The organism is Mesorhizobium sp. WSM4871 (assembly GCF_055811295.1).
On record NZ_JBVVPU010000004.1, the window covers coordinates 173,245 to 194,892 of the forward strand.

General features: G+C 61.5%; 21 protein-coding genes. 12 read left to right on the top strand and 9 right to left on the bottom strand.

Annotation, left to right across the window (positions count from 1 at the left end; all coding sequences use genetic code 11):
* Window positions 1–2: 2 nt before the first annotated feature.
* From doeA to AC0L2H_RS10115, 4 genes are all read right to left on the bottom strand, one after another.
* Entirely contained in the window at window positions 3–1,184 is a 1,182-nt protein-coding gene (doeA, locus tag AC0L2H_RS10100; protein WP_473590058.1) for an ectoine hydrolase DoeA, read from the bottom strand.
* Between the two features lie 99 nt (window positions 1,185–1,283).
* Window positions 1,284–2,273: an ectoine utilization protein EutC gene (gene eutC / locus AC0L2H_RS10105; protein WP_473590059.1), complete on the bottom strand. Its 990-nt coding sequence runs from the start codon at window positions 2,271–2,273 to the stop codon at window positions 1,284–1,286.
* Entirely contained in the window at window positions 2,270–3,262 is a 993-nt protein-coding gene (gene eutB, locus AC0L2H_RS10110) for a hydroxyectoine utilization dehydratase EutB (protein ID WP_473590060.1), read from the bottom strand. Before eutB ends, eutC begins: the two co-directional genes overlap by 4 nt.
* Window positions 3,263–3,349: 87 nt before the next feature.
* The gene (locus AC0L2H_RS10115) at window positions 3,350–4,498 is read right to left on the bottom strand and encodes a M24 family metallopeptidase (RefSeq protein ID WP_473590061.1); all 1,149 of its coding nucleotides are present in this window, start codon (window positions 4,496–4,498) and stop codon (window positions 3,350–3,352) included.
* Between the two features lie 238 nt (window positions 4,499–4,736).
* Here AC0L2H_RS10115 and ehuB point away from each other — a divergent pair, with 238 nt between their 5' ends.
* The 5 genes from ehuB to AC0L2H_RS10140 are packed head-to-tail and all read left to right on the top strand — an operon-like array spanning window position 4,737 to window position 8,551.
* The gene (ehuB, locus tag AC0L2H_RS10120) at window positions 4,737–5,606 is read left to right on the top strand and encodes an ectoine/hydroxyectoine ABC transporter substrate-binding protein EhuB (RefSeq protein WP_473590062.1); all 870 of its coding nucleotides are present in this window, start codon (window positions 4,737–4,739) and stop codon (window positions 5,604–5,606) included.
* 56 nt (window positions 5,607–5,662) lie between these two features.
* Window positions 5,663–6,391, top strand: coding sequence for an ectoine/hydroxyectoine ABC transporter permease subunit EhuC (gene ehuC, locus AC0L2H_RS10125; protein ID WP_473590063.1), 729 nt, complete (start codon window positions 5,663–5,665; stop codon window positions 6,389–6,391).
* Complete coding sequence (gene ehuD / locus AC0L2H_RS10130; RefSeq protein WP_097571494.1) at window positions 6,388–7,047, top strand: ectoine/hydroxyectoine ABC transporter permease subunit EhuD; 660 nt, start codon at window positions 6,388–6,390, stop codon at window positions 7,045–7,047. Before ehuC ends, ehuD begins: the two co-directional genes overlap by 4 nt.
* A complete protein-coding gene (ehuA, locus tag AC0L2H_RS10135; protein WP_107650820.1) occupies window positions 7,044–7,823 on the top strand; it encodes an ectoine/hydroxyectoine ABC transporter ATP-binding protein EhuA in 780 nt (259 codons plus the stop codon). The genes ehuD and ehuA overlap by 4 nt, the downstream gene beginning before the upstream one ends.
* Window positions 7,820–8,551 (top strand): GntR family transcriptional regulator, encoded by a 732-nt coding sequence (locus tag AC0L2H_RS10140; RefSeq protein WP_473590064.1) that lies wholly within the window; start codon window positions 7,820–7,822, stop codon window positions 8,549–8,551. The genes ehuA and AC0L2H_RS10140 overlap by 4 nt, the downstream gene beginning before the upstream one ends.
* A gap of 29 nt (window positions 8,552–8,580) precedes the next feature.
* Here the strand turns inward: AC0L2H_RS10140 and AC0L2H_RS10145 are convergent, their stop codons facing one another.
* The 5 genes from AC0L2H_RS10145 to AC0L2H_RS10165 all read right to left on the bottom strand — a co-directional run bounded on the left by AC0L2H_RS10145 (window position 8,581) and on the right by AC0L2H_RS10165 (window position 14,031).
* The gene (locus AC0L2H_RS10145) at window positions 8,581–9,309 is read right to left on the bottom strand and encodes an SDR family oxidoreductase (RefSeq protein WP_473590065.1); all 729 of its coding nucleotides are present in this window, start codon (window positions 9,307–9,309) and stop codon (window positions 8,581–8,583) included.
* 2 nt (window positions 9,310–9,311) lie between these two features.
* A complete protein-coding gene (locus AC0L2H_RS10150) occupies window positions 9,312–10,619 on the bottom strand; it encodes a D-tagatose-bisphosphate aldolase, class II, non-catalytic subunit (protein WP_473590066.1) in 1,308 nt (435 codons plus the stop codon).
* Window positions 10,616–11,617 (bottom strand): tagatose kinase, encoded by a 1,002-nt coding sequence (locus tag AC0L2H_RS10155; protein WP_473590067.1) that lies wholly within the window; start codon window positions 11,615–11,617, stop codon window positions 10,616–10,618. The genes AC0L2H_RS10150 and AC0L2H_RS10155 overlap by 4 nt, the downstream gene beginning before the upstream one ends.
* A gap of 247 nt (window positions 11,618–11,864) precedes the next feature.
* Entirely contained in the window at window positions 11,865–13,097 is a 1,233-nt protein-coding gene (locus tag AC0L2H_RS10160) for an ROK family transcriptional regulator (protein ID WP_473590068.1), read from the bottom strand.
* Window positions 13,098–13,146: 49 nt separating this feature from the next.
* Window positions 13,147–14,031 carry a sugar phosphate isomerase/epimerase family protein gene (locus AC0L2H_RS10165; RefSeq protein WP_473590069.1) on the bottom strand — a complete coding sequence of 295 codons (885 nt, stop codon included), beginning with the start codon at window positions 14,029–14,031 and terminating at the stop codon, window positions 13,147–13,149.
* Window positions 14,032–14,512: 481 nt separating this feature from the next.
* Between AC0L2H_RS10165 and AC0L2H_RS10170 the strand changes: the two genes are divergently transcribed.
* The 7 genes from AC0L2H_RS10170 to AC0L2H_RS10200 all read left to right on the top strand — a co-directional run bounded on the left by AC0L2H_RS10170 (window position 14,513) and on the right by AC0L2H_RS10200 (window position 21,562).
* The gene (locus AC0L2H_RS10170) at window positions 14,513–15,469 is read left to right on the top strand and encodes a helix-turn-helix domain-containing protein (protein WP_473590070.1); all 957 of its coding nucleotides are present in this window, start codon (window positions 14,513–14,515) and stop codon (window positions 15,467–15,469) included.
* Between the two features lie 383 nt (window positions 15,470–15,852).
* Entirely contained in the window at window positions 15,853–17,268 is a 1,416-nt protein-coding gene (locus AC0L2H_RS10175; RefSeq protein ID WP_473590366.1) for an extracellular solute-binding protein, read from the top strand.
* Window positions 17,269–17,378: 110 nt separating this feature from the next.
* Window positions 17,379–18,260, top strand: a complete 882-nt coding sequence (locus tag AC0L2H_RS10180) for a carbohydrate ABC transporter permease (protein ID WP_473590071.1) — start codon at window positions 17,379–17,381, stop codon at window positions 18,258–18,260.
* On the top strand, window positions 18,260–19,096 hold the full coding sequence (locus tag AC0L2H_RS10185; RefSeq protein ID WP_097571505.1) for a carbohydrate ABC transporter permease: 837 nt from the start codon (window positions 18,260–18,262) through the stop codon (window positions 19,094–19,096). Before AC0L2H_RS10180 ends, AC0L2H_RS10185 begins: the two co-directional genes overlap by 1 nt.
* Before the next feature lie 4 nt (window positions 19,097–19,100).
* Window positions 19,101–19,340 (top strand): DUF2160 family membrane protein, encoded by a 240-nt coding sequence (locus AC0L2H_RS10190; protein WP_473590072.1) that lies wholly within the window; start codon window positions 19,101–19,103, stop codon window positions 19,338–19,340.
* Window positions 19,341–19,444: 104 nt separating this feature from the next.
* Entirely contained in the window at window positions 19,445–20,488 is a 1,044-nt protein-coding gene (locus AC0L2H_RS10195; RefSeq protein WP_473590073.1) for an NAD(P)-dependent alcohol dehydrogenase, read from the top strand.
* Between the two features lie 12 nt (window positions 20,489–20,500).
* Window positions 20,501–21,562: an ABC transporter ATP-binding protein gene (locus tag AC0L2H_RS10200; protein ID WP_473590074.1), complete on the top strand. Its 1,062-nt coding sequence runs from the start codon at window positions 20,501–20,503 to the stop codon at window positions 21,560–21,562.
* Window positions 21,563–21,648 lie beyond the last annotated feature (86 nt).

Below are 21,648 nucleotides of genomic sequence, written 5' to 3' on the forward strand. Positions count from 1 at the left end.
CATCAATCCTTGGCGAAAAGCTGGCGAGGCACGTTGGCCAAGCATTCGACGCCCGTCTCGGTGATCAGGATCGACTCGGTGATCTCCAGCCCCATCGTTTCCAGCCACAGACCCGTCATGAAATGGAAGGTCATGCCCGGCTGGAGTTCGGTGCGGTCGCCGGGCCGCAGGCTCATCGTGCGCTCACCCCAGTCCGGCGGGTAGGAAAGGCCGATCGAATAGCCGGTGCGGCTGTCCTTGACGATGCCATATCGCTTCAGGACCGCGAAAAACGCATTGGCGATGTCCTCGCAGGCATTGCCCGGTCTGGCGGCGGCGAGGCCCGCTTCCATGCCTTCCAGCGTGGCCTTCTCCGCGTCGAGAAAAGCCGGTGTCGGCCTGCCGAGAAATACGGTGCGCGACAAGGGGCAGTGATAGCGGTTGTAGCAACCGGCGATCTCGAAGAACGTGCCTTCATTCGGCTTCATGGGCTTGTCGTCCCAGGTGAGATGCGGCGCCGACGCATCCTCGCCCGAGGGGAGCAGCGGCACAAGCGCCGGGTAGTCGCCGCCAATCCCGTCGACGCCGCGTGTTCCGGCATCATAGATCTCGGCGACGAGGTCGCATTTGCGCATGCCGACCTCTACCTTGTCGACGATGCGCTTGTGCATGGCCTCGACGATGCGGGCGGCGTTGCGCATGTAACCGATTTCGGTCTCCGTCTTGATGGCGCGCTGCCAGTTCACCAGCGCCGTCGCGTCGATGAGGCGCGCGTTCGGCAAATGCTTTTGCAGGGACAAAAAGGCCGCGGCGGAAAACCAGTAATTGTCCAGTTCGACCCCGATGGCGAGCTTGTCCCAGCGCCGCTCGCCGAGAACCTGGGCGAGATAGTCCATCGGATGCCGCTCGGTCGACTGCACATAGTGGTCCGCATAGGGCACGATGTTGTCGTCGGAGAGATAGCTGGTGCGCCTGGCGCCGTTGGCGTCCTGGCCGCGGCCGTACCAGACAGGTTCTCCATCGGGCGGCACGATGACCGCCTGGTGGACGTAGAAGGACCAGCCGTCATAGCCGGTCAGCCAGTGCATGTTGGACGGATCGCTGACGATCAGCAGGTCGATGCCCTTGGCCTCCATGGCACGGCGCGTCTTGGCCAGGCGCTCGGAATATTCCTGCCGGGAGAACCTCAGATTTGCAGTGGTCATTTTCATTTGTCCCGGTTCTAAGTCATTGTTTGTTCGCATGATCTTGTCCGAAAAGTCTGCAACTTTTTGCTACGCTGACCGTCAGTTCGGGATCATGCTCTAGCTTTCGAACGATGTGCCGGCCGTGGCCGCATTGGCGCGATCGCGGGCAAGCGTGGCGATCGCGGTGTCCTGTACGCCGGTGCCGGTGAGATCGGCCAGGGTTATGTCGGAGGGGGATGTGCGTCCTGGCGACGTACCGGCAATGACTGCGCCAAGCTCCGGGAACGCCTGTTCCGCGGCGACGATTCCGGCGGCGATGGCGTGATGCAGTTCGCCCAGCCGCCGCGTCTGCTTGAGGCTGTCGGCGACGTAGACGGCTTTTTCGAACACCGCCGGATCGATCTCGTTCTTGTGCTCGGAATCCGATCCCATGGCCGTGACGTGCTGGCCGCTCTTCAGCCACTGCGCCATCAACACCGGTTTCTCGGATGGCGTCGTCGTGACGATGATATCGGCTTCGGCGGCAGCCTGGCGAGGATCGGACACGGCGCCGACGTCGATGCCGAGCGATTGGCTCAGATCGGCCGCGGTGGCCTCGGCCTTGGCCCCGTCACGCGCCCAGATGCGCGCCTGCCGGATCGGCCGCACCAAAAGCAGCGCTTCGAGTTGCAACCGCGCCTGGACACCGGCGCCGTAGACGGCAGCCACGGACGAGTCCGGTCGTGACAGGTGCTTGGCGGCGACTGCGCCGGCCGCTGCCGTGCGGACATCGGTGAGATAACCATTGTCCAGCAAAAGGGCTTCGACCAGGCCCGTTCTGGCTGACAACAACACCATCATGCCGTTGAGGCTGGGCAGTCCGAGCTTGGGATTGTCGAAGAAGCCAGGGCTGATCTTGATGGCGAAGCCATCGACGCCGGGGATGTATGCCGTCTTCACATCGACCTCGCCGCGATGCTCGGGAATATCGAGGCGCAGGATCGGCGGCATCGAAACCGGCAAGGTGGCCAGTGCCCGAAAGGCGTGCTCGACGCAGGCCACCGCTGCGAGATCAAGCTTGACGACCTTTCTCAGTTCGGCCTTGGTCAAGATGGTCATGCGGCTCATGGATTGGTCTCCTCGTCATTCGTCCATGTTCCGCAGACGATGCCGCGGTGCAGGTCCATGCCGATGTTGCGGCCCGACAGCAGCACGAAGGTTTCGCCTTCCAGCCTGACCTTGCCGGCCAAGATCGCCGCGATACCAACGGCGCCGGCGCCTTCGACAATCTCACGCTCGACGGCGTAGGCATGCCGAATACCCTCGGCGATCTCGGCCTCGGTCAGCAGCACCACCTCGTCGAGCAGGTCGCGGCACATGCGGAAAGTGTATTCATTGGTCAGGCCGATGCCGCCGCCCAGCGAGTCCGCGAGCGTCGGCAGCTCCGTCACCGGGAGTGGCTTGCCAGCATCGATGCTGGCTTTCATGGCGGCGCCGCGTTGCATCGAAACGCCGATGACACGTATGGCCGGCGAAATGCCTTTTACCGCGGCAGCTATACCGGCTGCGAGCCCGCCGCCGGAAAGCTGGACCAGAACTGTCCTGGCGGCAGGTACGGCTTCGATCATCTCGAAGCCGATTGTGCCTTGTCCGGCAATCACGGCAGGATGGTCGAAGGGCGGAACCATGGCCATGTTCTCGTCGCGGACCAGCCGATCGACCTCTTGTTGCGCGTCGTCCTGGCTGTCGCCGACAATGCGTATGTCGGCGCCGAGGCGACGGATTTCGGCAAGCTTGTTGTCGGGAACCAGACGCGACATGCAGATGACGGCGCGCACGCCCTCGAGCTTTGCCGCATGCGCCAGCGCGCGCCCATGATTGCCAGTGGATGCAGCGACCACGCCGCGCGACTTTTCGGCAGGAGAGAGCAGGGCGACTGCGTTGGACGCGCCGCGCAGCTTGAAACTGCCGGTCGTCTGCCGATGCTCCAACTTGAGGAACACCGGCACCCCGGCAATCTCCGAAAGCGCCTGAGAACGGACCGTTGCGGTCCGCTCGATCTTGTCGGCGATCCGCAGCCGCGCGGCCTGGATATCGCTAAGTGTGACCGGGTTCATTGGAGTGCCTGCGGTTCGGCCGCACGCCAATGCTTCTGGCCCGACAGCGCGTTGCGGAAAATCGAGAGTGCGAAATAGCGCGTCATATCAGCGGACAATCGGGCCGATGGGAGTGCGGGTGAGCACTTCCGCTCCGCTGCCGGTCAGAAGCACGGTGTTGGAGATGAAATCGTCGCCGCGGCCCGTGCCCATCAGCCAGGACAGGATATGAAAGCTCATGCCGGCCTCGATTTCGATGTCGGAATCGTGACGAAGCCCGGTCACCGAATTGCCGCCGGTCCAGGAGGGCGGCTGGCCAGCGCCGACCAGATACCCGCAATGGTGCCGCCGGTAGTGCGAGAGGCCCGCGTCATCGACGACGTTCTGCCAGGCTGCGTAGACATCGCGCGCCTTGGCGCCCGGTTTGAGGGCGGCGACGACAGCGTCGAAGGCGTTCGCAGTCGTCTCGGCCATCGCCGCGTCCGCGTCGCTGATGCCGCCGATACGGACCAGCCGTCCGAGCGGCGCGTGATAGCGCGAGACGCAGCCGGACAGTTCGAGGAACACCGGCTCGCCGGATCTGTAGTTCTTGTCACCCCAGGTGGTGTGCTCTTCGCCAAGCCGGGCAGCCGGGCGGATGAACGGGCCGAAGCCTGGAGCGTGGCCGCCGGCCCGGATCATCGCCGCCACGCATTGCGCCGCGACATCCTGCTCGGCCGCGCCATCGGAAATCGCTTCGATCGCGGCGGCGGCGGCGGCGTCCGTCACCTTGGCAGCGCGGCGCATGAGGGCCTGCTCCTCGGCACTTTTAACGCGCCGCATCGTGTCGACCAGGCCGGAGATGTCGCTCCATATGGCAGCGGTTTGCGCCTTGAGCCTGAGAGCGAGACCGTGGCTCAGCCCGGATGTCCAGTATTCGAGGCCGATCGGCTTGTCCGCGAGACCAAGTTCGGACAGCACGCGGGCAGCGAGATCGGCCGCGGTCTCGCTATCGGAATGGCCGCGAAATTCGGCTGCCTTGACCTGGTTCTCGATGGTCACGCGCTCCATCGAACGCGTGACCAGGATCGGTTTTCGATCGAGCGGAACGATAAGGAGATGCGGCGCGAAGTAACCCCAGTGATCGAGGCCGGTGAAGTAAAAGACATTCTCCGGCGAGACGATGATCGCCGCTTCGAGGTCACTTTCAATCAGCGCTGCGCGAAGCTTCGCAAGGCGTCTTGCCAGCTCGACTTCGGAAAACGGATTGCGGTCCATCAGGGGTCTCTTTCGAAGACATGTTCGTGGCACACTAACACTGCCGAAGACGCTCAATTGTGCACAACTAGCGAAGCTGGTGCGCTGAATTAGCAATGCGCAGTCAGCAATTTATGGATTGTTACAACGCCGCTTGCAGCAAGTCCAGATCAGTTGTATACGTCTTATGCGCCAATCGACGATGTGGGAGAAACATCGATCCGCTTGGCCAGCCATTGAAAAAAGAAAAGGGGAAAGCATGTTCAAATCAACGACCTCACGTCGCGCGGTGGTGAAAGCCGCTGCTTTTATCGCGATCGCAGCGACGTCATTGACGTCGCTGCCCGCTCACGCGGAGACCACCCTCGAACGGGCCAAGAAGGACGGCTACATTCGCGTCGGCTTTGCCAACGAGGCGCCATTCGGCTTCGCCACGCCAGACGGCAAGCTGACCGGCGAGGCGCCGGAAGTCGCCAAGGCGGTGCTTGCCAAGATGGGCATCAAGCAGGTGGATGGCGTTCTCACCGAATTCGGTTCGCTCATTCCCGGGCTCAAGGCAGGCCGGTTCGACATCATCGCCGCCGGCATGTTCATCAACCCCAAGCGCTGTGCGGAGATCAATTTCTCCGAGCCGTCCTACGGCATTGGCCAGGCCATGCTCGTGCTCAAGGGCAATCCGAAAGGCGTGAAGGACTATTCGAGCATCAAGGACAATCCCGACCTGAAACTCGCCGTGATGGCTGGCGCCGTCGAAGGCGGCTACGCGAAGGACGCCGGAGTAGCCGCTGACCAGATCGTCTCGCTGCCCGATCAGTCCAGCCTCGTTGCCGCCGTCCAGGCAGGCCGGGCCGACGCGGCGGCGCTGACTGCGCTGTCCATCGCCGACATGGCTAAGAAGGCCGACGGCGTCGAATCGACCAAGCCGTTCGGCGAGGTTGCCGGCAAGTCGGTGAAAGGCCATGGCGGCTTCGGTTTCCGCAAGGAAGACACCGATCTGCTGGAGGCGTTCAACGCCGAGCTGAAGACGTTCCTGGGGTCGCCTGAGCATATCGCGCTGGTCGAGCCGCTCGGCTTCGGCAAGGACTACCTCCCGAACAAGACCACCGCGCAGCTTTGCGCGGGCGAATAGTTTCCCCTACCGTTGGGCGGCGCAAAACGCGCCGCCCCCTTTGCAAGGAGGGGTAGATGGGAATCCGTACGCTGGTCGGCATGCTTGTCGCGGCACTCGCCGTCATCGGCGTCCTGGCGACGCAGGAGACCTATAGGCTCTTCCTGCCGGGACTGCTGCAAGGCGCGGTCCTGACGATCGAGATCGCCCTTCTGGGCAGCCTGCTCGCCGTCGTCATGGGCGTGCTCGCCGCGTTGGCGCGGATGTACGGCCCGGCGCCGCTCCGCTGGCTGGCGACGGTCTATGTCGAGATCTTCCGCGGCACCTCGGCGCTGGTGCAGCTGTTCTGGCTGTTTTTTGTGCTGCCGCAATTCGGCGTCATGCTCGATGCATTTCCTGTTGCCGTGCTTGCCCTTGGCCTCAATGTCGGGGCCTACGGCTCGGAAGTGGTTCGCGGCGCGATCCAGTCCGTCGCGCGCGGCCAATGGGAGGCGGCAACCGCGCTCAACATGAGCCGCGCCCAGATGTTGCGGCGGATCATCCTGCCGCAGGCGTTCGTCGCGATGATCCCGCCCTGGGGCAACCTCTTCATCGAGCTGTTGAAATCGACGGCGCTGGTTTCGCTGATCACGCTTTCGGACCTGGCCTTCAAGGCGCAGCAGATGAACCAGAACACGTTCAAGACCATCCCGATCTTCACGCTCGTCCTGCTGATGTACCTGGCCATGTCGCTGGTGCTGACGATCGGCATGCGACTTCTTGAAAGGCGCGCGTCGCTGGGCCTGGCACGGGGGAGGGCGGCATGATCTGGGACTGGGCATTCGCCTTCGAAATCCTGCCCGTGCTTGGCCGTGCGGCGATCGTCACCATAGAGGCGACGCTGCTTGGCTTCGCGATCGCCGCCTTGCTCGGTCTTGTCCTGGCCGTTGTGCGCATCGCGGTGCCGTGGACCGGCTGGACGATCTCGGTGCTGGTCGAGCTGATCCGCTCGACGCCCCTGCTTATCCAGATATTCTTCCTCTATTTCGTATTGCCGAAATTCGGCGTCGTGCTCGACGCCTTCACGGCTGGAGTGCTCGCCATCGGCATCCACTATGCCGCCTATTGCTCGGAGGTTTATCGCGCCGGCTTCGACAATATCCATCGCGGCCAGTGGGAAGCATCGATCGCGCTCAATCTCTCGTCGTGGACGACGTTCAAGGACATCATTATCCCGCAGGCCATCCCGCCGATCGTGCCGGCGCTGGGCAACTATCTCGTCGCGCTGTTCAAGGAGACGCCGCTGCTTTCGGCGATCGCGGTCCTGGAATTGATGCAGACCGCCAAGATCATCGGTTCCGAGACGTTCCGCTACACCGAGCCGATCACGCTCGTTGGCCTGTTCTTTCTTGCGATGAGCCTGGTTTCGGCAGCCCTCATCCGCTCCCTTGAAGGCGTGCTCAACCGGAGGACCATGCGATGACCGAACAACCCATGGTTCGCTTCGAAAACGTCTCGAAACGCTATGGCACGCTGACCGTGCTCGACGGCCTCGATCTCGAGATAAAGCGCGGCGAGAAGGTCTCGGTCATCGGCCCGTCCGGGTCGGGCAAGACCACGGTGCTGCGCATGCTGATGACACTGGAGACGATCAATGACGGCGTGATCTGGGTGGAGGGCGAGCCGCTGACGCATATGCAGCGGAACGGCAAGCTGGTGCCGGCCGACATCAATCACATCCGCAAGATCCGCGCCAAGATCGGCATGGTGTTCCAGTCCTTCAATCTCTTCCCGCACATGACCGCGATGGCGAACTGCATCGAGGCGCCGATCACGGTCCTCGGCATGAAGCGCGCGGATGCGGAGGCGCGCGCGGCCGATCTATTGGAGATGGTGGGGCTCGGGCAGAAAAAGGGCCACTACCCCTCGCAGCTGTCTGGCGGCCAGCAGCAGCGTGTCGCCATCGCCCGCGCGCTCGCCATGCGGCCCAAGATTATGCTGTTCGACGAGGTGACCTCGGCGCTCGATCCCGAACTTGTCGGGGAAGTGCTGGAGGTTATTCGCAAGCTCGGCAGAGAGCACGACTTGACCATGCTGATGGTTACCCACCAGATGGGCTTCGCCAAGGAATTTTCCGATCGCGTCTGCTTCTTCCATGCGGGCAAGATCTGCGAACAGGGTCCGCCGAAGGAATTGTTCGGAGCGCCGAAGAATGAGCGCACGCAGCAGTTCCTCCGTGCCGTTCTGGAGGCTGGATGACGCTTGAAGCGGACGATATGGTTATCCACGCGGCTTCGGCGGCCGCGCGTCCGCCTTCGGCACGGGAGCGGTCCGAACGCATCTACCTGATATTGCGCGACCGCATCTGCCTGCTCGACTACGCACCCGGCAGCCATCTTTCGGAAGAAGAGCTCGCCCAGGAGTTCGAGATCAGCCGCACGCCGGTTCGACGTGTGCTCACGCGCCTCGAATCGGAAGGTCTTGTTCAATCCGTCCATGGCGTCGGCACGATCGTCACCGACGTCAATGTCGAGGAGCTCCAGCAGGTCTACCATCTGCGTCTGGAATTGGCGCTACTGATCGGCAAGCTCACGCCGATCCCACGCACGGCCGCGGATCTCGACCGGATCCGAGCTTTGATCGAGCAATGCGAGACCGATATGCGCGAGCCGGATCAGCGCGCCTTCCTGCGCCTCAACAGGGATTTCTTCTACGAACTCAGTGCAATGACAGGAAACCAGCCACTGCGCGAGATCAGCGAACGGCTCTATTTCCAGGTCTCGCGCGTCGTCCTCAAGATGATGCCGCAACTCGGCCTGGTGGAGGAGTTCACCGCCTTCCGCCGCGAGATGGAGGAAGTGCTTGCCGCCGCCGAGATCGGCGACTGGGACTCGATCGGCCACATCAGGCGGGCGCATATCTCCATGAGTTTTCGCCGCATGATGCGCCATGCGGGCCATTCGGCCGATGTTACGGGCGCTCGCTGACTGAAGCGCTGACGCCGATATGCTGCGTTTCAGATGTCGAAGTTGGCCGGCAGAATGACGATGTCCCGGATCGTCACCGTCCGCGGCCGCGTCAGCATGAACAGCAGGACTTCGGCGATTTCCTTTGGATCGAACAGATTTCCGGACGCCATCGCCCGGTCGAGGTTCTCCTTCGGCCAGTTGGCGACGAGGGGCGTCAGCACCGGCCCGGGGGCGATCGCGCCGACACGAATGCCGTGTTTGGCGACCTGGCGCCTCAGCGCGTGGACGAACGCCTGAACCGCGTGCTTGGAAGCGGTGTAGATCGGCTCCCATGGCACCGCGGTGTGGCCGGCGACGGAGCTGGTGACGACAATGTCTCCGGTGCCCCGCTCGATCATGTGTGGCAGGACCGCATGGACTGTCCGGAATACGGCATTGACATTCAGGTCCAGCATCCGGTCAAAGGCGTCCGGATCGCCATCGACGAAATCGCCGCCGATATAGGCGCCGGCATTGGCATGGAAGGCATCGAGGTGACCGGCCTTGTCCAGAATGCCCGGCATCATGCCTGCCACGCTTTCCGGATTGGTGAGATCCACCCGCAAGGGAATTGCATTCTCGCCGAGCTCGGCAGCCAGGCTGCGCAGCTTGTCATCCGCATAGTCGATCAGGACCACACGGGCACCCGCATCGAGACAACCACGCACGCAAGCAAGGCCGATACCCGATGCCGCCCCTGTGATCGCGATGACCTTTCCAGAGAGTTGTCCGCTCATCCTCATCCTCCATCCGTCGAATTGCTTTCGGGGTTGAGCGCCTCGCCCGTGCAGGCGAAGCGGTACTCGTCCAGGCTGCGCTGGATCGAGGCGATCAGTAACGAGGTGGGCTCGAGCGGCTTGCCTGCAAACGCCTCGAATGCGGGCAGATGCTGCCGGAACAGCGTGAGCGGCACCGTCTTGCCGCGCAGTGCATCGGTCAGGTTCGCCACCGCTGCTTCCGCTTCCGGCCGGTTCCAGTAGTAGCGGATGCGGTCCGAGAAAGAGTAGTGACGCTGCAGGCGCTGTTCGGCTTCCGAGCCGTGATAGTGGCCCTGCCAATTGGCGGGTTCGGCCAGCATCAACCGCTCCATGGCGTGATAAAGCGGACGGGCTCCATAGTGCGGCAAAAGATCGGTCGCGACAAGGTCCAGCCCGTAGAGCGCCTCGCGCAGCACGAAGGTCAATTCCGGCCCCACTTTGAGGATTGGAAAGCCGTCCTCGACCAACTGGCGCAAGGATGTTCGTCCCTGGTAGTCGGTCGAATGCGCCTCGAAGACGAGGCCCGGCTCCTGGTCGAGCAGTTGCGTCAATCCGCGTGCCTTGGCGCGATCATAGAGGACCACATTCTCGTTGCCGAACTCCACGCCCGGCTGGACTACCAGCGCGATGACGCGTGAGAACGCATCGGCCAGGCCGTGGCTGAGGAACAGGTCGCGATGGACATCGATCGTATGCCTCGCCGCCGCGATGCTGGTTGGCTCGATATCGCTGATCGCATGGTTGGCGCCGCCGGGAGCCGGCACTTCGGTGCCGATAATATAGACCGGCGCCTCACCGCCCGCGGCGCGCGCCGCGTTCTCCGCCGCCGTGGCGAGCCGCGCTGCACGCTCCGCCGTCGTTGCGTCGTCGAGCGCGGCAGGCTCGCCGGCGCATCCCATCGAAGCATCGAGGTGGATCTTTCGGAAGCCGGCGGATACGTAAGCCGTGATCATCTCTTCCGCCTTCGCCATCGCCGCGTCGGCATATTCCCCGCGCCACGGATTTGGCCCGAGGTGATCGCCACCGAAGATGATCCTTTCCACCGGAAGCCCTTCTTCCGCCGCTATGGACTGGACGAGACGAACAAAATCGCCGGGCAACATTCCGGTGTAGCCGCCAAACTGGTTGACCTGGTTACAGGTTGCCTCGATCACCAGCGTGTCGGAGAAGCGTGCGGCGTTGCGCGCGGCCGCCCGAATGACCAATGGATGCGCCGAGCAAACCGACGTGACGCCTGTCGGCGAACCCTCGCGCCGCGCCGCCGCGAGGCTTCCGAGGAGACCGGTCATGGCAGGTTTCTCGGGGTGACGGCGATGAATTCGTCAAGCTGCAGGCGTGAGGCGGCGCCTTCCATCGGACCTTGGACCGTGACGTTGCGGGCACCCGCGGCATTGGCATATTCCAAAGCTTTGGACACAGGCATGCCGAGGCGGCGGCAAGCGACGTAAGCGCCGCCGAAGCAGTCGCCCGCGCCCGTCGGATCGACTTCCGCAACCTTGAAGGCCGGACAATCGACACGCGAGCCGTCGGCGCCGAAAAATGTCGAGCCTTGTTCGCCGCGTTTAAGAGCGATCTCCGTCACACCGCGGGAAAAGAGCGCGGTGACGGCGGCAGATTCACCATCAACACCGGCCGCCGTGAACAACTCGTCGCCCGAGGGCAGGATAAGGTCGGCGACATCGACCAGCCTGGCAAAGCGTTCCTGCGTCTGGCCGAGCCCGAGCAATTCCTTGCGCAAATTCGGGTCGAGTGAAACGGAGCCGCCGCGCTGCTTGATGGCACCGATGGCGTGGTCCATGATCTCCCACACTCCCGGGATGGCAAAGGCGGTGCCCATGACGTGAAGGTGTCCGGCGCGCGCGAAGAGCGCCTTTGCCTCATTAGTGAGGCTCACCAGCGCGGCCGCGGATTTTCCGATGTTGTAGACGAAGTCGCGTGAGCCGTCGTCGCGATAGCGGACAAACGCGCTTCCGGTCGGATAATCCGGACTGACGGAAATGGCCGATATGTCCGCGCCGTCGGACCGGAGCCGTTCGATGTTGATGCGGCCGAAATCATCATCGCCGACCGAGGCGACAATTGCCGCCGAGCCGCCGATCTTTGCGCATTGATCGATGAAAATCGCCGGCGCGCCGCTGGGGTAGGGGCCGATGAGTTCGATAGGTTCGAGGAAACCGTCGCCACGGCTTTTCGCCATGATCTCCACCAGGATTTCGCCGATGACGACCGTTGGCCCCAGTGCATCCGCTGCGAGCTTGGTCTGATCTAATATCGCATCCACGGGCATTGCATGGCTCGGCTGTTGGGCACTTATGGTGTCGGAACGCGCGCGCCGCAGGTGTTGCAGCGGGCGCTCGCTGATCCTGTCCGGCAGAGAATGACAGCCCTGAGACGGCTAGGGTCAGGAATACGCGATTGCTCCTCCAAAAAGCACACTATGAGTGTTTGTAGTTTTGTGCAACATATTAATCGGTCGAGACTGTGTGGCGATGGTGCCATTGTGAAGTCGCCGCCAAAAGCGGTCTCGCGCAATATCAGCCTTCATCTTCCTCCGGCTCTTCGAATTCGGCTGCTTCACCGGCGAAACGCTGGCTCTCCAGCGACAAATAGCGCTGGTGCAACATGCAGGCCGCACCGAAGGCGGAACCGACAGTTCCTTCATCGTTCACTGTGATTGATGGGACCGGGAAACTGGATTCCTGTATGGCATGGATGTGTGCCGCCACCCTGGCGGCCATCAAGGGATAGAGTGCTGCGACCGAACCACCCAGTACGATCCTATCGGCGTCGATGATCCGGCAAGCCTGCACAAGCCCAATCGCCAAGGCCCTTGCCCACTGCTCGGCAATGGAGACGGCGCTGGGCAACCGGTCCTGAACATCGGCCAGGAAGTTGCCGAATGTCGGATGATCGAGGGTGGAGGTCTTGCGATACTCCCCCATGATGGTCTCAAGGCCGATCAGTTGTTCCAGATTGCGGCGCGGGCCTGGCGTGTCGCTGATGATCAAGTGCCCGATCTCGCCCGCCAGCCCGTTGGCGCCGCGAAAAAGATTGCCGTCAATGATGATGCCGCCGCCGATGCCACTCTCCATCACCAGAAACAGCGTCACGCCCGAATGCACCTCGCTGCGCCCGTAGGTCGCGCCGATGGCGAATGCGTTGGCATCGTTTTCGGCAAGGACGGGAACGCGCAGCGGCAAGGCGTTTCTCACCAAATCCGCGAGGTGAACATTTCGCCAGCCGAGAAGCGGCGCCAGGCGGACCAGGCCATGCTTGTCCATCTGCGCCGGCGTCGATACGCCAAAGCCTTCGCAGCGCTCCAGCTTTGAGGCCGGAATGGACTGGAGAGCCAAGCTCACCGCGCGGTCGACCGCAGCCTCTACGCCGATCGAAGGCCCATCGAACGGCTCCACATTCGTCGAAACAATGTTGGTGCCGAGATCGATCTCGACCGTGCTGATGTGCTCGACACCGATCTCGACCCCAAGGAAAAATATGGCATCCGGCACGAGTTCGAGCATGATGCCGGGGCGACCGACCCGGGCATAGCCCGGTTGTTCAGGCGAATCCTCAATTGCTTCGCGCACCAAACCGTCGGCGGTCAGGCTGGCGATGATATGCCCCGACGAAGAGCGGTTAAGGCGCAATTTGCGGGCGAGTTCGGCCCGACTGAGACGCCCAAACTGATGCAGGGCCCTGAGAGCCGCGACTTCATTGCTTTGTCGGATTCGCCGATGCGAACTGGCGGTCAGCGCCGGGTCGTTCACGTAAGTCTCTCCAGACTGGCTGCGATCCGCCGCACAACCAGATCCTCGACTATGGCCGGGCGTTCGTCGTTCGCCGCCGAACCGCCTCTTCCATTTTCAGGTCGATGAAGGCCTTGGCGTGCTTTGCCAGCGGCATGTTCTCGGTCCAGGTATCGCGCCAGATAGCGCATGCCAGTGAAAGCCCTTCATCGACCACGGCGCTGGAGAACGATTCGAAAGTGATGTCGCGCTCGTAGCCGATGTCGAGCAAGGCATCGAAGATGCGATCGAAGTCGATTACCCCGTCGCCGAGATAGCCGCGATTGCTTTCGCCGATATGAAAATAGCCGATCTTGTCGCCGGCCAGACGAATGGCTGCCGCTGGATTCGCCTCCTCGATGTTCATATGAAACGTGTCGAGATGGAGCGTGACGTGGTCGGAGCCGGTCGCCTTGATGAAGTCGAGGCCCTGAGCCGTCGTGTTCAACAGGTTCGTCTCGAACCTGTTGACGACTTCCAGGACCAGATCGACCTTGGCCTTCTTTGCTGCTTCGGCCGTCCTGGCAATGGCTGCAACGCTGTTCTTGCGGCCGCGATCGCTTGGCATGGTCGAATATTTCGTATGGGCGGAATAGAGAATGCCGCCAAGCTTGGTGCCGCCGATATCGCGAACCGCCGCGACGGCACCCGCCAGCAATTCCTCGCCGGCCTTGACGATGCCTGCATCCTCGCTCGACACATCGGCGCTCAAGGGAAGGCCCATCGTGACCGCGATTTCGAGGCCCAGCGCCTGAGCCTTCCTGGCGAGGCGGTCGAGGTCGAACTTTTCAGGCCGAAGATACGCAAACTCGATCAGCCGGTAACCACACGCGGCCGAGTTCGCCATTGCTTCTTCAAGCATGGCCTGGGTGCCGCCGCCGGTCCAAACGAATGAATGAATGCCCAATCTGCGCATGCGGACCTCCTCCTCGAACTGCAATCTATGTTGCGTAGCGCAACAAAATAACCAAAATCGCCCCATGTCAAGATCACGCGAAATACGAAACGGGCTGATTTTGCCATCCGCATGAAAGTGATTGACAGCTTAGCAGAACACCTTAATTTGTCTCGTTAAGCAACATATAAGTTTGGCAAAAGCACCAGACGTGGAGGAGGACCATCCAGCCGTGCTTGGATGCACGGCTACCTCAGCTTATGTTTCGCCCTATGGCATCGTTCAGTGTACTTTGTTCGGTGGCGTACTTTGTCCGGTGGCTTGGGCACGCTGAATGATCCACAGGGCTCGTGACCATCGTCCGGTAAACGACGGTTTTCGAGAACTCCGGACAAGGGGGCGAAGCAGCGTTGGCCTACCGCTGAGGGCAGTCCTTGTGGGGCTGCGGGAGTGGCGGATCAAGGAGAGCCGAAGCGCTGCGTTATCGGGAAGGAGCCATTCAATGAAGCCCGCTCAGAAGATCGTTCCGGACTTCGAAATGATCATATGTCCGCCGGCGGAGTCGTTTCGCTGGAACATGCATGACTATCCATTTTTCAAGGCCAAATGGCATTATCACCCGGAATATGAGTTGCACCTGACGCGGACGACTTCGGGCGTCATGATGGTGGGAGATCATATTGGCAAGTTCGCTCCAGGGTGCCTGGTCCTGACCGGACCGAACGTCCCGCACAATTGGGTCAGCGATATTGAGCCCGGGAAGCTGGTTCGCAATCGCGATATGCTGATCCAGTTCAGCCGCGAATGGGCCGATCGTGTCACCGGCTTCTGTCCCGAACTCGGAACCATCCGGCCGCTCTACGACGACGCCGTCTACGGAGTGGAGTTTCGCGGCGCCACCGCGCTCGCCGGGCAGCGGCTGCTCGCACAAATCGGCGCCGCCCATGGCGCCGAGCGGGTTGTGCTCTTCCTGCAATTGATGATCACGCTGGCCCGCAATCCCGGCGACCGCCGCAGGCTGTCGCGGCTGGCACCTACCTCCTCACAGGCGGAATTGCCGCCGGAACTTGACGTGGCGATGCGCTACGTTCTGGACCACTACAGCGACGATATCGATCTGCCGTTCGTTGCCAGGCTCTGCGACCTGGAACCGCAGGCATTTTCACGTTTCTTCAAGCGTCAGACAGGCCATACCTTTGCCCGTTACGTCATCCTCGCGCGCATATATGCCGCCTGCTCGCTGCTGACGCAGACTTATCGGCCGATTACCGACATCTGCTTCGAGGTCGGGTTCAACAACATCGCCAATTTCAACAGGCAGTTCTTCAAGATCTGCGGGCGCACGCCATCGGACTACCGGCGCAGTGCCCACAAGATCGGGACTGAGGCGCGCGCCGATCCGTTCAGGGAAATCCGCACCTGGTCGGACGACGCACGCACGGTCGGCGAAAAAGTATAGGTCGCCTGCAAACCACGCGTGGCAGGGGTAATGCCCGCCGCACTAAGTTCATCGGAATGTCCACGGGAGCGAGGCTGCGGCAGACACTGCGAAGGCAGGTCGAGGGAGGAGGTATCTGGCGGGAACCACAGCCGCTGTTTCATTGTCTTGAGGGTACTGCGTCGTGGCAACCGCGCTGTTAGGAGGGATGGCGAGCGGCGCCATGGTCGGCTGGTCGGAGGCGCGACAGAGCTACCGCATTTATCGGCCTGAAAAGGGTTCCAGCTTTGTCCGGATGGCCAAGAGCTGCGTTCCCTAGCGGGTACGGACACAGCGATCGCAGAAGTGGATGACTGACAGTCAATGTTTTGTTGGAGGAGTGAAAAATGAAACATGAATTTGGAATGAGTCTTGCCGCATTGGCAGTCGGCCTGATGACCAGCGTAATGCCTGCAAAGGCCGATTTCTGGTCGGATGCCGGTGCAAAATACAAGGGTGTGACGCTGCACGGCGTGACCGAAAGCACCCCGCCTTCGAACTACATCAAGGACGTTCTGGCCCCCGCTTTCGAGAAGGCGACGGGCATCAAGGTGGAAATCGAGACCACGTCCTGGGACCAGATGTACGACAAGGCGATCAAGGACATGGAAGCCAAGACCGGCATCTATGACATGGTCTATATCGAGCAGGACATCATCTACGCCTACCTTGCTCGAGACTTCCTGGTCGACATCACGAAATCCCTCAAGGACGATCCATCGCTGAAAGCGCCGGATTACGACGAAACGCATTTCACGACATTTGCGAATTATTTCAAAAATGCCGACGGCGATCTTTTCGGCATTCCGATGGAAGCCTTCATCAAGCTCTATTTGTACCGGACCGATCTCTTCAACGATCCGGCGATCAAGGAAGCGTTCAAGAAGGAAACCGGCAAGGATCTGGTGCCGGCAAAGACCCATGAGGAATATACGCAGATCGCGGAATTCTTCACCAAATGGGGCAAGGACCACAGTCTGGAACTGTGGGGCACCACCGCGCAGGCGAGTACCGGCCATCCCGCTTCATGGTATGAGTTCTTCGAATCCGTCGCGCCCACTTTCGGCGTCTACAACTGGGGTATCGACGCTTCGAAAAACTACTCTGCGTCGGTCGCCAATGGCGGCACGATGAACAGCGACAAGGCAAAGGCGGCGCTCAAATATTGGCTGCATCTGCGCGATATCGCGCCGCCGGAATCCCCGGCCAGCACATGGACCGAAGTCGCGACCACCTTCGCTGCGGGCCGCGCGGCACAGGGTCTGGTTTATGGCGAGAACGCGGCATGGATCGCCGCCGACGCCGAGAAATCGAAGGTCGTGGGCAATGTCGGCGTTGCGCTGCCGCCGCTGGAGCCCGGCGTCATGGAGGATGCGGAGGCCGGCAAGGGCTATATCGGCTACTATGACGGGGGCGCCTTCGGCCTTCCCATCACCTCGAAGAACAAGGAAGCGTCGCTGCTGTTCCTGCAATATATCGGCCAGGATTCGGTCCAGGGCGATTGGGCGGTGGCCGCACCCCGCATCACCAACACGGCAACCTATGACGATCCGAAAGTCATCGAGATGGATAAGAAGCTCAACGGCTACTACACCATGCTCAAGAACGACGGAAAGCTGTTTGCCGGCGCTCCCCCCTATCCGTTCCATGCGCAGGTGCGTGAGGCAACGGCGCCGATCTTCTACAAGATCCTGTTGGGCGAGGTCTCGTCCGACGATGGGCTCGACCAGATGGCTGCCGCCGCCGAGGCGGAACTGACGAATCTCGGCTACCGCAAGTAGCAGCTCGAACGCAGACTTCGGGCCGCCTTGAAGCGGCGGCCCGAATACGCTTTTGCCGCTTCGCGACATTCCCGGGAATATCGTGAAGCGCCTTCCTGGAGAGTGGTTTCATGCGATCAAACAGAGTTGGATGGCTGCTGCTCGCCCCGACGATTGCGATCCTGGGGATCTTCGGCATCGTCCCATTTCTGTACGTGCTCTATGTGGCCTTCCATCAATGGAACCCGTTCGGCGCAAATCCCTATATGGTCTACAACGGCGCCAACAATTTCCGCCGCCTCGTGTTCGACAACGAGTTCCTGACCTCGATCGCCTTCACGCTGAAATTCGCCTTCTTCGCCGTTCTGAGCGAGGTCATCCTCGGCTACTTTCTGGCCCAGCTGTTCATGAAGGAGTTTCCCGGCCGGGGTTTGTTCCGCACGATCCACACGCTGCCGCTGATCGTGGCGCCGATCGTCGTCGGATCGGTGTGGCGGCTGATGACCACGCCCAGCATCGGTATCATCCCGTACCTTCTGAAATCCTGGTTCGGCTACGACCTCAATATCGGTCGTGACGCCACCATGGCCTTTGCGCTCACCGTCATCATGGATATCTGGCACTGGACGCCACTGGTGACGCTGACGCTGCTTGCAGCGCTCGTCTCGCTGCCCAAGGAGCCGTTCGAGCAGGCGCAGATCGACGGCGCCAACCGGTGGCAGATATTCTGGCACGTCACCTTGCCGATGATCCGCCCGGCGATCCTGGCCACGGTTTTCATTCGCCTGATGGATGCGCTGCGCACCGTCGACGAAGTGTGGATGCTGACCGGTGGCGGCCCAGGTGCGGCTACGCGCTATCTCGGCCTGCACATCTGGAAGATCGTGTTTCCCAAGACCGACTACGGCTACGGCTCGGCCACTTCGATCATCGTCCTGTACCTCACTCTGGTGATGTGCTGGCTGCTTTATGTCGCCCTTGTCGCTCGCCGCGGCCAGAAGAGAGCATCCTGATGCGTGCCAACCGCCCCATTCTTTCCATCCTGCTGTGGACCTTGCTCAGCCTGGTGACGCTGTTCCCGATCTATTGGCTGTTCGTGATCTCTGTGAAGCCGGCCGTCGAGCTGTTCACCACGCCAAGCGTGCTGCTCGAAACCGTCTACTGGAAGAACTATGTCAAGGTTCTCGGCGACGACACGCTGCGCCGCTACATGTTCAACTCCATCATTATCTCGACCGGCAACGCGGTGCTGGTGACCGTGCTGGCGTTCATGGCCTGCTATGCGCTGTCGCGCTTCGATCTGCCCGGAAAAGAGAACATCTTCTTCTGGACGATCACCAACCGCATGGCGCCGGCCGCTGTCTTCCTGCTGCCCTTCTTCCTGCTCTTCACGCAGGTCTTCGTCATAGGGGAGTGGAAGCTTTACGACACGCGCACGGGCATGATCCTGCTCTACTGTACCTTTAATCTGCCCTTCGCCATCTGGACGCTCAGGCCGACGATCGATGCAATTCCCAAGGAATTGGACGAGGCCGCGACCGTCGACGGTGCAACAACGTGGCAAGTGATCCGCGAAGTGATCTTTCCGCTGGCGCGGCCCGGTCTCGCCGTCACCCTGATCCTGACCTGGGTGTTCGCCTGGAACGAGTTCCTGCTCGCCGCGACGCTCACCAGTTTCAACGCGCGCACCATCACCACCGGCCTGTCGGAGTATGTCACGACGACCGGAACCGAATGGGGCACGATGGCGTCCATTGCGATCATCACGCTTATACCGGCGCTGCTGATCTTCTCGGTCGTCCAGCGGCACATCGTGGCCGGCCTGACCTTCGGCGCGGTCAAGGAGTAGTTCCATGGAACACATGGTCGATCTCGATGCGGTGGATGACGAAGCCAGCACCATCGTCGCGAGCCCGCAACGCACCGGCTTCCTGCCGATCGTAACCAACTGGTTCGACCGGGTTTTTGTCGGTATCTATCTGTTCGTTGCGCTCGAATTGTTCTGGATGAGGTTTCTCGAACAGTCGATCCCATTGTCGGTTTGTCATGTGCTGGCGATCGCGTTGGGTGTGCTGATCGTTTGGCGTGGCTAGAGCATGATCCCGAAAGTGTGAACCGGTTTCGGAACGGATCATGCTCAAACCAAAAGCTTAGCGCGCAACGACGATCGAGAGAGAAGAGGACGGGAAGCAGGCTCATGAAGTCATTGGTGCTGGAAGAAAAGATGAAACTTTCGCTGCGGGATTTCCCGATCGAGCGCGAGGAGGTGCTCGGCGTTCGTGACGTGCGCATCAAATTGCACACCGTCGGCATCTGCGGCTCGGATGTGCACTACTATACGCATGGTGGCGCCGGCATCTTCCAGGTGAAGGCGCCGATGATCCTTGGCCATGAGGCGTCAGGCATTGTCGTGGAGACAGGCGCGGAGGTGACGTCGCTGAAGGTCGGCGACCGGGTGTGCATGGAGCCGGGCATTCCCGACCCGAACAGCCGCGCGACGCGCATGGGCCTGTACAATGTCGATCCGGCGGTTCGCTTCTGGGCGACGCCGCCGATCCATGGCGTCCTGCGGCCGACCGTCGTCCATCCGGAGAATTTCACCTTCAAGCTTCCGGATAATGTTTCCTTTGCCGAGGCGGCCATGGTCGAGCCACTCGCCGTCGGCATCCATGCCGCCACGAAGGCGCAGGTGAAGCCGGGCGACATCGCCCTGGTGATGGGCGCCGGGCCGATCGGCCTGGTTACGGCGCTGTCGGCGCTGGCGGCGGGCTGTGCCCGGGTCTTCGTATCGGATATCGATGACACCAAGCTCGAGCTCGCGGCGAAGCTCGGCGCCATCACGCCGATCAATGTCGCACGGCAGGATGTGGCCAAGGAAATTCTCGCCGCAACCGATGGCTGGGGCGTGGAGATCGTGTTCGAATGCTCGGGCAGTCCACGCGCCGCGGCAGGCATTTTCGATCCGCTCTGTCCGGCCGGCCGGGTGGTATTCATCGGCGTGCAGATGCATGACATCAACTACGATGTCGGCAAGGCGATGGTGCGCGAAGCGCGCGTCGAGCACGTCTTCCGCTACGCACATGTCTTTCCGCGCTGCGTTGCCATGCTGTCTTCCGGCGCGATCGACGTGAAGCCGCTGATCACGCGCACGTTCGAGTTCGAAGACAGCGTTCGAGCCTTTGAAATCGCCGCATCCGCGCCAAAAGGCGAAGTGAAGATGCAGATTGCCTTGCCGCAATAGAGGGGATGCGAGTTGGCTGAAGTCACCGTCAGGAACATCGTCAAGCGTTATGGAAGCGTCCAGGTCATCCATGGAGTGAACGTCGACATCGCCGATGGCGAGTTCGTCATCCTCGTCGGCCCGTCGGGCTGTGGCAAATCCACCTTGCTGCGCATGATCGCCGGTCTCGAAGCCATATCGGGCGGCGAGATCAGCATTGGCGGCCGGGTGGTGAACGATGTCCTGCCGAAAGACCGCGACATAGCGATGGTGTTCCAGAACTATGCGCTCTATCCGCACAAGAACGTCGCCGACAACATGGGCTTCTCGCTCAAGATCAAGGGCAGGCCGAAGGCCGAGATTGAAGCCAAGGTCAAGAAGGCGGCCGAAATCCTCGATCTGGGCAAGCTGCTCGACCGGTTCCCCAAACAGCTGTCCGGCGGGCAGCGCCAGCGTGTGGCCATGGGGCGCGCCATCGTGCGCGACCCGCAGGTCTTCCTGTTCGACGAGCCGCTGTCCAACCTCGACGCCAAGCTGCGCGTTGCCATGCGGGTTGAGATCAAGGAACTGCATCAGCGCCTCGGCACGACGATCGTCTATGTCACCCACGATCAGATCGAGGCGATGACGATGGCCGACAAGATCGTGGTGATGCGGGACGGCAAGGTGGAACAGGTCGGCGCGCCGCTCGATCTCTACGACAATCCGGGCAATGTCTTTGTCGCCGGTTTCATCGGCTCGCCGGCCATGAATTTCATCAAGGGCAAGATCGGTTCGAAGGACGGCAGGCAGGTCTTTGTGTCGGACACCGGATCCGTGCTGCCGGTCGAGGCGGGTCGCGCGCGGGATGGCCAGCCGGCCATCTACGGCATACGTCCCGAGCATATCGATATCGCGCCCGACGGATTGCCGGCAACGGTTTCAGTGCTGGAGCCGACCGGTTCCGAGACGCAGATCTTCGCCAAGTTTGGCGAGGACGCCATTGACGCCATCGTCAAGGACCGGCTCACCGTCCGTCCCGGCGAAGAGGTTAGGCTGAAGATCGATCCGCGCCGGGTCCACATCTTTGACAGGCAAAGCGGCGTACGTCTGTAAAACATAATAATATCAACTATTTTTATGCGATTCTTCTTTCAATGTCTGATCGGGGTCAGCGTGCCGTCGCTGTAGACGATGCGACC

Coding starts and splice junctions, on each gene's coding strand:
- doeA (WP_473590058.1), bottom strand. CDS start 1,184: ATGACCACTGCAAATCTGAGGTTCTCCCGGCAGGAATATTCCGAGCGC.
- eutC (WP_473590059.1), bottom strand. CDS start 2,273: ATGAGCCGCATGACCATCTTGACCAAGGCCGAACTGAGAAAGGTCGTC.
- eutB (WP_473590060.1), bottom strand. CDS start 3,262: ATGAACCCGGTCACACTTAGCGATATCCAGGCCGCGCGGCTGCGGATC.
- AC0L2H_RS10115 (WP_473590061.1), bottom strand. CDS start 4,498: ATGGACCGCAATCCGTTTTCCGAAGTCGAGCTGGCAAGACGCCTTGCG.
- ehuB (WP_473590062.1), top strand. CDS start 4,737: ATGTTCAAATCAACGACCTCACGTCGCGCGGTGGTGAAAGCCGCTGCT.
- ehuC (WP_473590063.1), top strand. CDS start 5,663: ATGGGAATCCGTACGCTGGTCGGCATGCTTGTCGCGGCACTCGCCGTC.
- ehuD (WP_097571494.1), top strand. CDS start 6,388: ATGATCTGGGACTGGGCATTCGCCTTCGAAATCCTGCCCGTGCTTGGC.
- ehuA (WP_107650820.1), top strand. CDS start 7,044: ATGACCGAACAACCCATGGTTCGCTTCGAAAACGTCTCGAAACGCTAT.
- AC0L2H_RS10140 (WP_473590064.1), top strand. CDS start 7,820: ATGACGCTTGAAGCGGACGATATGGTTATCCACGCGGCTTCGGCGGCC.
- AC0L2H_RS10145 (WP_473590065.1), bottom strand. CDS start 9,309: ATGAGCGGACAACTCTCTGGAAAGGTCATCGCGATCACAGGGGCGGCA.
- AC0L2H_RS10150 (WP_473590066.1), bottom strand. CDS start 10,619: ATGACCGGTCTCCTCGGAAGCCTCGCGGCGGCGCGGCGCGAGGGTTCG.
- AC0L2H_RS10155 (WP_473590067.1), bottom strand. CDS start 11,617: ATGCCCGTGGATGCGATATTAGATCAGACCAAGCTCGCAGCGGATGCA.
- AC0L2H_RS10165 (WP_473590069.1), bottom strand. CDS start 14,031: ATGCGCAGATTGGGCATTCATTCATTCGTTTGGACCGGCGGCGGCACC.
- AC0L2H_RS10170 (WP_473590070.1), top strand. CDS start 14,513: ATGAAGCCCGCTCAGAAGATCGTTCCGGACTTCGAAATGATCATATGT.
- AC0L2H_RS10175 (WP_473590366.1), top strand. CDS start 15,853: ATGAGTCTTGCCGCATTGGCAGTCGGCCTGATGACCAGCGTAATGCCT.
- AC0L2H_RS10180 (WP_473590071.1), top strand. CDS start 17,379: ATGCGATCAAACAGAGTTGGATGGCTGCTGCTCGCCCCGACGATTGCG.
- AC0L2H_RS10185 (WP_097571505.1), top strand. CDS start 18,260: ATGCGTGCCAACCGCCCCATTCTTTCCATCCTGCTGTGGACCTTGCTC.
- AC0L2H_RS10190 (WP_473590072.1), top strand. CDS start 19,101: ATGGAACACATGGTCGATCTCGATGCGGTGGATGACGAAGCCAGCACC.
- AC0L2H_RS10195 (WP_473590073.1), top strand. CDS start 19,445: ATGAAGTCATTGGTGCTGGAAGAAAAGATGAAACTTTCGCTGCGGGAT.